The sequence below is a fragment of the Marinagarivorans sp. genome (assembly GCF_982758155.1).
In genome coordinates this window covers 13,941-27,781 of record NZ_CEXWTU010000010.1, presented here as the reverse complement: position 1 = coordinate 27,781, position 13,841 = coordinate 13,941, and the positions used below count along the sequence as shown (strand labels likewise).

Annotated in this window: 6 protein-coding genes; 4 read left to right on the top strand and 2 right to left on the bottom strand. The window is 45.9% G+C overall.

The genetic code is table 11. The features are described from left to right. Positions 1 to 588 precede the first annotated feature (588 nt). Both AC3A8L_RS02490 and AC3A8L_RS02485 read right to left on the bottom strand, forming a co-directional pair. Positions 589 to 1,992, bottom strand: a complete 1,404-nt coding sequence (locus AC3A8L_RS02490) for a type VI secretion system contractile sheath domain-containing protein (RefSeq protein WP_487960642.1) — start codon at positions 1,990 to 1,992, stop codon at positions 589 to 591. Between the two features lie 176 nt (positions 1,993 to 2,168). Beyond that, on the bottom strand, positions 2,169 to 3,266 hold the full coding sequence (locus AC3A8L_RS02485) for a diguanylate cyclase (protein WP_487960641.1): 1,098 nt from the start codon (positions 3,264 to 3,266) through the stop codon (positions 2,169 to 2,171). Positions 3,267 to 3,943: 677 nt separating this feature from the next. On the opposite strand from AC3A8L_RS02485, the gene AC3A8L_RS02480 reads away from it, so the two are divergent. Genes AC3A8L_RS02480 through AC3A8L_RS02465 form a run of 4 tightly spaced genes read left to right on the top strand, consistent with a single transcriptional unit; the run spans position 3,944 to position 13,824 of the window. Then, complete coding sequence (locus AC3A8L_RS02480; protein WP_487960640.1) at positions 3,944 to 5,524, top strand: ShlB/FhaC/HecB family hemolysin secretion/activation protein; 1,581 nt, start codon at positions 3,944 to 3,946, stop codon at positions 5,522 to 5,524. Further along, on the top strand, positions 5,490 to 11,297 hold the full coding sequence (locus tag AC3A8L_RS02475) for a two-partner secretion domain-containing protein (RefSeq protein WP_487960639.1): 5,808 nt from the start codon (positions 5,490 to 5,492) through the stop codon (positions 11,295 to 11,297). Before AC3A8L_RS02480 ends, AC3A8L_RS02475 begins: the two co-directional genes overlap by 35 nt. A gap of 2 nt (positions 11,298 to 11,299) precedes the next feature. Continuing rightward, positions 11,300 to 11,875, top strand: coding sequence for a YfiR family protein (locus tag AC3A8L_RS02470; protein ID WP_487960638.1), 576 nt, complete (start codon positions 11,300 to 11,302; stop codon positions 11,873 to 11,875). Beyond that, the gene (locus tag AC3A8L_RS02465; protein WP_487960637.1) at positions 11,875 to 13,824 is read left to right on the top strand and encodes an ATP-binding protein; all 1,950 of its coding nucleotides are present in this window, start codon (positions 11,875 to 11,877) and stop codon (positions 13,822 to 13,824) included. The genes AC3A8L_RS02470 and AC3A8L_RS02465 overlap by 1 nt, the downstream gene beginning before the upstream one ends. Positions 13,825 to 13,841 lie beyond the last annotated feature (17 nt).

Sequence of the window (13,841 nt, the reverse complement as noted above, 5' to 3'; positions counted from 1 at the left end):
TCCAAAAAATATGTCCCTATCGCCGCTCTTGGGAAATAGTCGCGATGCAATAAAGTAGAGGTTGATTTCGAATTGGCTTTTTGTAGAGAAATTACCTATTAATTTTTATGAACTCGATAAGAATATTCAGCCGGCCGAAGTGTTGCTCGTAAGCAGTAAAGGCGAGACTATTTCGATAATGAGAAAAGATTTGATCTTTATGGTGTGAAAATGAAATAAGGGGGGGGAATGCATGCCTTGCGCTCCATCAAGGTATGCATCGAGTGTTCTGGGTGTAAATATTCGCAACTGTTTAGGTAGGCTCGGAAAAACGCATTTCCTCAAAAAACGAATTTTTTCTGAACGCTATTCGGATATGTGGTGCATCTGGATGTTGTCTAAGGATGGTTTGGGCGGCCCATGAAATAATTTGTGTGTGGGCTAAGGCCACCTCTAAAAATACACTTTTTCCGCGATAGCGGTGCTACCGTTTTTATGGCTTCTCGGGCGCTTACTTTAACTCTTTTAGGGTGTCATCTAACTCACCTCCGGTTCTGCAGGAGGTGAGCTAACTCTCTATGGCTGAATAGTTAAAAAAACCAATTGAATTTAGTGGGAAAAACTCACCCAGCGTTGGATTAATACCGCATCACTATGTTTTACCGATTGCACAACGGTGAGTCCCGTATTTTCCAGTTTTTCTACAGCTTTTGCGGGTAGATAGGCGCCGGTGGCGGGGACCAGTAGTTCGTCTCCGTCGCTATCGTAAGTAACGTGGAAGGGAAGGCCATCGATACTGTTATTGCCGTTAACCAAAGTCATTAATACTAAGTAAGCGCTGTTGGCCCACAGGTAAAAAGATTTTTTGGCGTTATTGTCGGGTAGTTCTTCAAAGCGAAGGCTATCGATTGGGCTAGTTTTGGCGCCGTAGGGTAGGCGAATCATAAATTGCGGGGCGCAGGCAAATAGGTTTTGGGCGCCGGCGGTAGTGCGTACTTGTTGCCAAGCGTCGCTTTGAGGCTTGGCGGCTTGATCGTCCAGTAAAGCTTCAACGCTGCTATAACCTGAGGTGCTAATGGTAGCGCCGGTCAATAGGCGAACATTGGCTGCCTGTGCAAAGCGGGCGAAAAACTGTAGAAGTTCGGCGTTGGCTTCTGCCATATTAATATCGACTAATATGGCATCGTAAGGTTTATTGCCGGCGACGGCTTTGTCTGCAATTAAATTGCGGTAAAGTTCAGAGGCTTCGATGCTGTTTGTATGCGTGTCTACATCGTGTTGGATCGCTTGCAAGTTTGCATCAACTATATGCAGGTGGCAGGCACGGTCGGTATCAAGTTTGCGGTTAATTAAATCGACACAGCGCCAGCTGGCTTCTAATTCTTTAAATTCACTAGCGTGCTTAATACTGCGCAATAAATCGCTGGCGGCGGCTTCTACAGCAGCAATATATTCTTCGGCGCGTGGATCTAATTGCGTTTCAATGTGGGGGGCAATGGTTTGGCGAATTAGTGCTTCTACCGAAAACCCAGTGTCACTTTGTTGTTTTGCACTGCTGAGCACCGAGTCTAATAAATTCTCAGGCAGAACATCGCGGGCTTTTGCGGCTATTTCTGTTTGCTCGATTAAACCGCGAGCCTGCAGTTGCGCAACGGCGTTTTGGAAGTGTGTTTTAGAGTGTAGTTTTTCGATGAGGTCGCGGTATTGGCTAAAGGCTGCAACGTTTTGATAAAGATAATCGGGGTTTAAGTCGTCAATGTCGTCAAAGCGAATGGTGTTATCGCAAATGGCGAGTTTCAGTTGTACGCTTAATCGTTCAAAGACTTCTTCAAAGTTATCTTTGGTGATGCGATGGTGTTTGCGCTTTAGCAGTGAGGCTTGTTTGCCGCTAGGGTGTAGGCCGCTGAAGTTACCAATCACGGCGACTTTCCAAGCGCCACTGCCTTTGGGCGCTAGCGGGGTGGCGTTTGTTTGGGGTTGGGTAATGTTGGATTGCACGCTGAGCTCTGGCAAAAGACACCTCATAAAGTGTTGGGTAGCTAGGGCGCGTCCTTGTGGCTGCAACCCTTATTCAAGGTGGCATGTTACGCAATCGTGCGGATAAAAACTATCGGCGATGTTGTTGTGGATGTTAGAAGTGAAGCGCGCGGCCAAGGCGGCCGCATAGATGTAGCGAGATGGTTTTGCTACTAATTCAAGGGGGATATTCGGAAATGATCGCGGCCGTTTTCTTTGACTTCATAAAGGCAGGTGTCTGCACGCTTCATTAGAGCTTCAGCGGTTTCTTCTCCGTCGCTTAAGGCGGCACCAATACTGGCCGACGGCGTACATTGCTTGCCACTTTCGAGCGTTATGACTTGTTTGATGGTATCGCGCAAACGAGTGAGCTGAGCTTCAAGTCCATCGATGGAGTCTACATCTACGAGAATAACCGTAAACTCGTCGCCACCTAAGCGTGAGACCGTATCCACTTCGCGTACAGATTCAACTAAACGTTGAGCGATTTTTTTCAACAAAACATCGCCCGCAGGGTGCCCTAGGGTATCGTTAATTGCTTTGAAGTGATCTAAGTCGAGGTAGACCAGCGAAATGAAGGTGCAATTGCGCCGGCTATTGCGCAAAGCTTGCTCTAGGCGTTCATCGAATAGGCGGCGGTTGGCCACGCCGGTAAGGTCATCTTTAAAGGCCAGTAATTCTAGATAATTACGGTCCTCTTGTAGCTCGCGAACTAGTCGATTCAGTGTGGATGTCATTTCGTTTTCAACATCAGCTTGGTCGCAGACATCGAGATTCTTTTCGCGGATAACACGCCGCGCAATATCAGCTAAGTGCTGCAGCTGTTTTTGGATCGACTGGTTGTCTTCTGTTGGGGTTGTTTTGGGGTTGGTTTCCAGCAGGGTAGAGGGTACATAAATACCACCATCAATAACCTGCTGAATGGCAAAAACAATATCTTCAGGGGCTAAGCTTTTAGGAATAAAACCACTGGCGCCGCTGCCCAGTGCACTCAAAATAACTTGGGGTTCATCGCGTCCAGAGACCATCGCAACGGGCAGTGCCGGGTCGAACTTTTTGAGTTTCTGTAATATATCCAAGCCGTGGTCGGCGCCTAGATTATAATCCAATAAAACGAGGTCGATCTCAGGATCTTGCGATTGAATATCCAGTGCTTCTTGACCGGTTGCAGCCTGCAATACGGCATCGCAAGCCAGCTGTGTAACCAGTAGCATTTCTAAGCCTTGGCGGAAAAGTCCATGGTCATCAACAATGAGTACTTTAATGCTCAACGGAATATGGCCTCATCTTCGGTTATTCTGTGTTTGGTGAAATCCTACCCACTAAGAATGGCTGATGCTTTGCCTGTTGGCAACTACTGCAGGCACTGCGCTGACGGGAGGTTCATGAAGTGTATACTGTAGCATTCTTTATACCCTATTAATCTATTAATAGTTATTTGTCAGAGCCCTAAACCCCGCGTCAGTCTAGAGTATTCGGTGCAATATGATATGACTGCAATAGCAGTTTGGTGGGGCTAAGCTATCATTTGAAGTACGTGTTTTTTATTGTAAATGGATTAATAGTCGTTCATTTGTTGACGGAATAATGACGCTAACGGGATTGTTGGTCGGGCGTAATTATTTTGTCAAAAACTAGTCACACTTTTTATTATATCCTTTGTTTTTTTTGTAACTATTTAGCCATGCACAAATAGGCCGGCAAACTGATCATTTACTGGGCCGCTCAAGCCATCTACGACTTTGTGCTCCTGCAAAGTCTACCCCCACGCATCCTTGCTGGGGCTGGGCGCTATGCAAGCGTTCCTGACGCTTGAATGCCCAGAAAATAATCAATTCGCCTTTTGGGTGGCATTATTTCGACGGCACCTGAATAGTTACGTTTTTTATCGTCGCCGATCTTGCTCTACGAGTGATGATACTTTTATAAACACATTTTATTGATTGAGGTGAAACGGATTTATACCCCTATTTTTTCAGCCATTTTACTGTGGTTATTAAGCTTTCCTGTTTGGGGGCAAGTGACCGATCAACTGGGTGATGCACGCCTGAAGGTTAGCGTGCTGACATTAGTTGAAGTGGATAGTGAAGTGTCCGCAAAACTCCCTCGTGAACCATTGTTAAAACAGTTGGAGTTAGAGCGTGCCCGTTTCGGTGAGACAATGTCGGTGGATGAATTACACCAGGTTGCAGATGCCTTAACGCTGTACGTACGCAATAAGGGTTACGTTTTTCACTCTGTTTTTTTACCGCCACAAAAAATCGAAGATGGCTTTGTAGCCTTGAACTTACAAAAAGGCGTACTGAGCTCTGTGCATGTCATTAATAATACTGCGTTGGCCGATGCGCGTTTTAGTCGTGTATTTAAAGATCTTGTGGGGGGTGTTCTTTATGCCCCAGCCATAGAAGATAGGGTGCAGGCGTTAAAAATGCAGGGTGGTTTTGAGGTTTTTGCTTTTTATTCGCGCGGGGCTAAAACAGGAGAAGCGCGGCTAAACCTAAAAGTGGATAAGGCTCGCCAGCGCACATTTTCATTAAAGGCCGATAACTATGGTAGTGAGAGCAGTGGCAAGCAGCGTTTAATTGCACAGTATTCTGAATTTCAGTTAACAGGCCACCACGACCGATTATCGTTAGCGGTATTGCGTTCGGTGGATGACGTGCCGAATACCTACGGGAGTCTGTCGTACAGTTTGCCGTTTGCTGGCTTGCGTTATGGGTGGGATATCAGCGCGAGCAATAACCAGTTTGAAGTGGGGGCACGCTTTGCCGCACTGGGTTTGACGGGGGACGCAAGTACCGTGCGCACGGGCTTTACAAAACACTTTGGCTACCATGCTAAACATCGCTCTCGGATGCGTGTGGGTTTGTATCAAACGCGCAATATGCTGAATGCTGAAGGCAGTGACAGTGTGCAACAGGAGTTGAGTCAGGGGCTGTCTTTACAGTGGTTTAAAGACAAACAGTGGCAAAAAAGCAGTGCCTTAATGAGCTGGGTTGTCGATCTTAGTCATGGTGAATATGTCGTTGAAGGTGTGCCTGACGGTGAATTTAATAAAATGAATTTAAGTACCTTCTGGTTAAAAGGTATGGCGAGTGGGCATGCCCGTAATATTGCACAGCTTAATGTGCGCGCCCAAGTGAGTGATGTTGGGCTTCCGAGTGTTGAAGGGTTCTCGTTAACCGGTGCCGACGGTGTGCGCGGTTACGCGGCAGGGGGCTTTAATGCCGATAATGCGGTGCTGGCTTCATTTGAATGGCGCTTTGCGTCGCTATTACATTTCTCGGAAAATCAACGGTGGCGCATTGAACCCTTTCTTATCGGTGATTGGGCCGCGGGTAAAAAAGAAGGCTTAAGCGATGGCCTCGAGACAGATGCGCACTATGCGAGTGCTGGCCTGGGTTTACGTTTCGACTGGGGGCGTCATTTCACGGCTCAAGTGACTGCGTCTAGCGCCCTTAATGGGGAACTGAACGGTAAAGAGGTAGAGGGCGATGGACAGGTTTTGTTCGAAATCCGCTGGTATTAAATTTCGCCGCCGGCTTTATATAGCGGTATTGGCGGCCTTGTCGAATAGTGCTTACGCATTACCACAAGGCGGTAAAGTAACCGTGGGCGATGCCAGTATTCAAGATGCCGGCGATAGCATGAATATTCATCAGGATTCGCAGCGTGTGGTGCTGGACTTTGATAGCTTCAGCGTGGATGCCAACGAAACGGTGAATTACATTCAGCCTAATAGTGATTCAGTGGCACTTAATCGTGTGCTGGGCTCCGAGTTATCTGAAATTCATGGTGCCATTAATGCCAATGGTCACGTTTATTTAATCAATCCCAACGGTGTTTTATTTGGCGAGGGTGCTCAGGTAAATGTGGGTGGCCTTGTTGCCACAACGCTGGATATTGATAATCAAAGTTTCATTAATCGGCACGAAAATTTTGAAGGTTCTAGCGGCGCTTCCGTAGTCAATAAAGGCCACATTAACGCCAGCAACCGCGTGGTATTGATGGCGACCGATGTACTTAATAGTGGCGATATTCAAGTGCCGGCCGGCGAGATTATGCTGCGCAGTGGTAATAGCGTTTTTCTGCACTCAGCCGGTAGCGAGATTCCTATATTGGTGGAAGACCCGCAGTTGAGTGGGGGTGTTGTGAACGAAGGTTCGTTGAGTGCCAGCCGTGTAGCGTTGGTATTGGACGGCCAAGAAGGTCGCGATATTTATGAAGGTGCGATTAATAATCACGGCCTAGTACGCGCCGTGAGCGTAACGGGTGAGGGCGGCAGTATCGAATTGCTGGCGGCCAGTAGTGATGTGATTAATACCGGCCGTTTAGATGCCCGTGCGAATAATGGCGATGGCGGCACTGTTAATATTGAAGCGCACCGCTATGCTCAAACGGGTGAACTGAATGCCAGTGGTGCCAATATTGGCGATGGGGGTTTTGCGAATATTCACGCGAAAGACACCATTGTTTTGCACACCGATAGTGAGTCGCATATTGACGCTGGCACGCAGGGCAATGGCGGCGAAATGATCGTGTATGCCGATAATGCAACATGGTATCGCGAAGGTAGTGAAATATCAGCCCGCGGGGGCACTATTGCCGGTGATGGCGGTTTTGTCGAAGTATCGGGCCGCAATGTGGTTGCGGTAGAAAGCCCTGTGGATATTGGCGCGAACAACGGTAAAGGGGGTTTATGGTATATCGACCCGACCGATATTACTGTTCAAGAGGGCCCCGCTAATACTAATGGCGATTTTGTGTTGAACGGGGATGATTACATTTTCACCTTGGATCTTCCCGAGCAGGCAACGTCAACAATTAACAATCTTTCTTTACAAGATACCTTAGTTAACTTTGGAAATGTCTACCTCGATACCGCTTCCGGTGCGCCGGGTACAGGCAATATTACCTTTGATGCCATGATTGATTTTATTGGAATACCGGCGGGCAGAGTTATGAGCCTGCGTGCCGATAACGATATTGTATTTCGAGACGGTGCAGGTTTTACCCATACCAATAATGGTAATTGGAGCCTCAATCTTGAGATGAACGCCGGCGGCTCGATTACTTTTGAAGCCGGCGCTGCAGTGGCTTTTAGAGGCGGCAGTGTTAATGCCATAGCGGTTAATGATTTTTCGTTGCTAGGCGATGCTCTGATTGTGGGCGGTGGTGATATTAATATCAATGCCGGTAACGATATTGTTATGGCGCAGGATAGTCTGTTCAATTCAGGTTCATTTCAGACAACTTTAATTGCCGGTAATAATGTCACGTTAGCGGATATTACAAGTACCAATACGACCGACAATGCGATTAGCATTACTGCGACCGCAGGCCAGATATTGGATGATGGTAATGCAGCTAACGGTTTGCATGCGACCGAGGGCGGTATTTTTTTACAAGCCGTGAATGGTATTGAAAGCGTTGCTTTAGAAACCAGCCAGTTAGGTATTCACAATACTGTGGCTGGCGATGTCGTGTTGAATAATACGGGCGACCTTTCACTTAACCGCCTAGCACTAGGCAGTAATATGGCAATGTCCATTAGTGCCACTGGCAGCCTGACGTATGTTGGCGATGCGAGCAATGACTTAGATGGCACACTTGCGTCAACGCTGAGTCTCACCTCTGGTAATGAAATGGTGATTAACGGCCGCATGGCTGACGAGACTGGCGGCTCTGATCATGACCTTGATATTAACTTGGTTGCCGGTACCGATTTATTGATGTTGGATGGTTCAGTTTTAAGTTCTGGCTTAGGGTTATTTGATGTTCAAGTATTGAGTGGTGATGCGACTATAACCGGGTTGAATACACAAGCCATGGTAAATAACGCCATTACAGTTTCCGTACTTAATGGTCAAATTTTAGATGGCGGTGATAGTCGCATCGATTTAAATGCGCCCAATGGCGGTTTCTTTTTACGTTCGATGGGCGATATTGCTGGACTGGAATCGGGAACCAATACCTTCGATGTTATTTCTGCCACCGGGAATATTGAATTAAGTGATATAGCGAGTTTTGCCGCCGAGCGCATAGAAGCTCCGGGTAACGTGACAATTAATGCAGCGAATGGTTTGGCTATTCGTGATTCGGTGATTTTGAATGCTACCGATTTTACGGTAAATACCAGCGGCTTTATTCGCATGCCCGTTGGTGCGCTAAGCGTAACCGGAACAATGACTCTTAATGGCAGCGATATTTTTCAGCAAAATGGTTTGCGCGAAGTCGCCCTTAACGCTAATACATTGCTGCTTAATAGTGGTTTTGTGGGGGGGGATGTTGCGCTCAATACCAATACACAATTTTTAGATTTGCGTAATACTGGGGCCAATACCGTAACCTTAACCAACGCGGCAGATTTATCTCTTACTCATTATGCTGCCACTACAGGCTCGACCATTGTCGAAACAACACCGGGTTTCGATTTAACTGTTGTTAATGCCATTGAACTAGATGGAAATTCAGCAGCTTTAACATTAAATTCGGGTAACACTTTATGGCTTAATGCCAATATTTCAGACCTTACGGGCACCGTGGACAATGCCACGCAGTTGTCATTATTGGCAGAAGGCAGTATTCAACAGTTATCGATGGTTAATGCGGGTGCGGGCGATTTAATACTCAATGCCGGTGGAGATTTAAATTTAGGTTCGGTGGCAGGGGCTTCGGCAGCGATAACCGCGGGCGGTAATATTACGGATGCTAACGATGCAGTATTAAATATTGCGGCATCCATTGTTAGCCTTTCAGCGGGAACTGATGCGGGCTCGGTTGCTGATGCACTTGAAATAAGTACCAATGCGCTAACTTTAGGGGCTGGCGATGCTTTTGTTGTTAACGATGGTGCGTTGGCGCTAACAATAGCGGCTATTGATAATATCAATATCACACTGGCCACCGGCGACTTAACCTTACTGGATTCACTCCCTAATATTACCGGGAACAGTGTTTTTTCCGTGCCTGGGGGTAGCCTTATTATTCCCGATGCCGGCTGGACATCTCCGGGCAATTTAACCTTAGCGGCAATGGATTTTATTGATAGCGACCGTAGGTTAGTGCTAAGCGCTACTGACGCTGATATTACGCTTACTGCAATGGCCGGTAACTTAACGTTTAACAGTGTTTTTAATCAGCTGGCTTTCGATGCCCAAACATCGACGGATACGCTTACAGTGAATGCACTGAACGGCATTCAGATAGATGCATTAGCTGTGGGCGGAAGTGCATCAATTAATGCAAACGGAAATATACGATTAACGGAAGCTATTTCTGTGCCGGGAACTTTAAGCGTGCAAACTGTGGGCACGGGTACATTACAGATCGCTGATGCCGGGTTAAATACCCTCGGCGATTGGGTGTTCGATGTTGCATCCCTGCAAGACAGCGATCAAAATGTAATTGTGTCGGCGAATACTACAGCGCTAACATTACGTAATCAGCTACAGCCTATTACCCTTAATACCACTTTTTCGCAGCTCGATTTATCGAATGCTACTGGCAGCGCTATTACATTACAGCAAACGGGCGACTTAAGTATTAACAGCCTAAATGTTGGTGGCGATGTGAATATCGATGTTGATGGGAATTTAAACTTTCTTCAAAGTAATCCCGTGGTAGTTGGCGATTTATCATTGGCGGTAACTGATATCCTGGCTATTGCGGATAGTGGCCTTAATCTTGTGGGCAACCTTACGGTTAATGCAAACACTGTCGTTAATGGCTCTGGTGTGGGCACTACCCAATGGCAGGCAGGTGCCTTTACGCTAAATGTTACTAACAGTATTCAGAATAACGCCTTGCAGATTGACGCTAGCAATCTTAATCTCACCGCCAGCGGTACCAACGCACTGAGTGTGGCACTGCAAAACAACACCGTTATTTCTGGCTTATCTACCGCTAATGATTTAACCCTTAATTCCCTTGATGATATACAACTATTAACCAGTACTGCTGCCGTTAACGGGTTGTTTGATATTCAAACCTCGGGAACCGTGACCTTACCCGATACAGGCCTAACGGCAACGGCATTATCGCTACAGGCGAATAATCTTGTTTCAGCAAGTGGCGGGGCAGTAGGTTTGACGGGTGAAAGTGCAATACTGGTATTAAATGGTGATCAGTCCTTGGCGCTCACAAGCGAGCTGGACACCCTTGATCTCACGTTTGCTGCCGACAATTCCTTGTCTATAAACAATACCGGAAATTTATTACTCAGTAATTGGCAGGCGGCCAATGCGACTCAGGTAGAGTTAACGACTAGTGGTGTATTACAACTGCCTGTAAACGGTATTGGCGCAAGTTCACGTTTAAGTATTAACGCGGCGGATATTGCAGATGGCGATAAAACGTTTAGCTTTTTAGCGCCAGAATTACTTGTGAATTTAACCAATGCGCAGGGCGAATATGCGTGGCAGTTAAGTGGTGGCGTTGTAGATACTGTATTAGCCGGGCAAGCGGGTTTAACGATTATCAGTGATAACGCTTTAACTCTGCAGGATTTAAATAACGATAATCAAGCCGTTAATATTAGTGATGGTAACTTTACGGTTTTATTAAATGATGGCGATTTGAATATAGAAAGCAATATTACCGCGAGCGATCTTTCGCAGGATAGTGAGCGTAATGGCATCATTGATTTGGCTGTCGAAAATGGCGATATTTTCGTAGGCCAATTAGGTAATGTAAAAATACTATCGAGCTATAACGTTGGTGGTCTAGACAGTGTGGATGAGGGTGTTCAAAACGGCATTACTTTAAGCTTACTGGACGATACCGCCACTGAGCGACAAATTGTATTGGGAAATGGCAGTAGCACCGTAGAGTTGCAAACAATAGGTAGCGATATCGAATTAAACGCATGGCCTATTGCTACAGCGCAAGGCGCGCTGCGCAATATTGTGCAAGCCGAGGGTGTACAAATAGAGGCTTACACCCTAGCCGGTGACGCAATGACCGGTAGAGTGATCCTTAACGGTGAAGTCGTTACAGCAGAGCCGTGGCAGCAAATTCAAGAGAATAGAACCCTAACGATCGTGACAGAAAAACCCCCTCTACCTTATGAGATCGAAGAAGTATTGGGTGATATGACGGATGCTGGCGACAGTATAGTGATCGAAGATGAGCTTCAAGTGGTGGCTGATAATGTGGAGTATCAATTCGAGGCAGTATTTGGTAATAGTTGCCAAGAATTTGATGAGCATAATGCTAAGCGTTGTCGTATAGATGCTGCATTAAAGGCATTTTTATCCCATTGGCTAGTCGGTGGTGAGTTGCCACCATCTTCCGAGATATAATTATGCGATTTTCTATACAATATTTGTGTAAAGCATTATTAGTATTAATGGGAGGAGTATTTTTTTATTCTTCACATTGTTTTTCCGCGCCTAAAAGCGAAGCTGAAAAACAAGTTCGCGCTCAGTTTGTGTATAACTTCGCCAACTTTGTTGAGTGGCCAGATGATGCCTTTGATAAGCCAGAATCGCCCATTAAAGTGTGTTTGTTTGGTCGTGTTTTCTTTGCGCCTTACTTATATACCTTTAATGGATCACTGATTGGTAATCGCATTCTCGATGTTTCTAAAGCCGATAATATGGATGATATTCGTGCTGGGTGTCATATTCTTTATGTGGGTGAGGATGAGCGCGTTAGGCTGCCCACATTCTGGAAGCAGATACGTTACATCTATGTTTTAAGTATTGGGGAGCGTAACGGTTTTGCTGATAAAGGCGGCATTGTTAATATTTTACGTACACAAGACCGTGTTCAGTTCGACGTAAATATTGAAAACGCACTGATTAATGGCTTGTTTTTAGATTCAGATTTGTTGGCATTAGCCCGTATTATTAAACGTAATACGGAGGCCGCACGTTAATGAAGGCTTTTTCTCGGTATCAAGACTTACCGATACAGCGCAAGCTTTCGATTATCGTGGTGATTGGTATTGTTAGTGCAATTATTGTTACGGTCGCTAATTTTATCTCTTTTGATCGAGATAACGTTAAACGTGATTTAGTTGAAGAAATGCGGGTGCTTGCGCGTATTACCGCCGTGCGCAGTGCGGTTGCCGTTGCTTTTGGCGATCGAACAAACGCAGTCGAGAATGTTTCTGCACTTGAGTTGCGTTCAACGGTGCAGCACGCTTGTATCTATGATGTTCAGCAACAGTTGTTTGCCGAATACTTACGACAATATTCGCCTTTTAGCGGGTGCCCTTCAGTTTTGGATTACGATTACCCCAACGGTGACCTTGCTAACCGTAATGCTCAATTACTAGAAGTTGTCGAGCCTATTGTTCGAAAAGGCAAGCCTTTGGGTTTTGTCCTGGTTGGCTCGGATTTATCGCCAATTTCCGAGCGTACACGTAAGTGGGTTTCCATTAGTTTTTATGTCACCCTTGCAGCTTTGTTTGTCGCTTATTTAATTACGCGCCGGTTGTTGCGTGCTGTTGTACAACCTATTGTGGGTTTATCGGCAGTTATGGACGAGGTCCGTAAAAGTAATGATTTAAGTTTACGCGCTAAAGCCAAGGGCCGTGATGAGGTAGGCTTGTTGGTGCATTCCTTTAACGACATGCTAAAAATTGTCGAAAACCATAATCACGATTTAGAGTTACTTTATCGCGGTTTAGTCGAAAAAAGTGCCGAAGCCGAAGCCACTGCAGCCTCGCTGGAGTTGCGTAACGCTCACGTTAAAGATCAATTTGGCAGTGCCGCGCACGATCTGCGGCAACCTTTGCAAGCCATGGCTATTTTTGTGGATACCCTAAGTCATAAAGTAAATGACGCAGAGCAACACAATATTCTCGATAAGCTGAAACAAGCTATGCTCAACCTCAATCATTTATTTACCGAAATATTAGATGTTTCGCGTTACGAATTCGATGCCGCTAAAGCCGCTACACAACCCACATCCATTAAAAATTTATTGTCGAAAGTGTATTTAGAGTTCGAGGCAATTGCGGCTCAAAAACATTTAAAGCTACGTTTTTATACGCCTGACTATAAAGTGCTCGCGCATGGTGCTTTGCTAGAACGTATCATTCGAAATTTGTTAAGCAATGCTATTCGTTACACGGATAAAGGTGGCGTGCTATTGGGCTGCCGCCGGCGTGGTGAAACGTTAGTTATTGAAGTCTGGGATACAGGGCGCGGGATACCCGCACAAAAGCAAGACTCAATTTTCAGTAAGTATGTACAGGTGAGTGACGAGGATCGTACGGAAAAAGGCGGGTTCGGCCTTGGGCTGGCTATTGTTAAGCAGTTTGTCGATAGTTTGGGTTATGACTTAAGTGTGCAATCTGTTGTTGGGCGAGGCACTGTGTTTCGTTTGATTGTACCTTTAGCACCGAATACGGTCGTGAATAAAAATCTTGCCCGTGATGTCAGTGATCAGCGTTTTGAACGTAGGCAGTCGGCGCTGAAAAAAGCCACATTCGATAGCATGCAGGATGAAGCGGCATCGCATATCTTATTGATTGATGACAACGAAGTTGTTCGTGATGCATTAAAGCTGACGCTGGAAGGTTGGGGTTTTAGCGTTGATGATTTCTCTGATATAGATAGCTTGCGCACGTTTTACAGTGAGGGTGGAAAACTCCCTTTTTTAATTATTTCTGATTATGAACTAGCCGATCACATTACGGGCGACCAAGCTATTGCGGCCGCGCGCGCAATTTTTCAATGTGAACTTCCTGCTTTTATCATATCCGGCACAGAATCCGAACTTGCTTGGGATAGAATCAAAGACTTGGGTTTCAGCTCTCTTCGAAAACCCATAAAGCCTGCCCGATTAAGAGCGATGATTAATCATTTTGTGAATTGATTTATTATCGCTCTTTG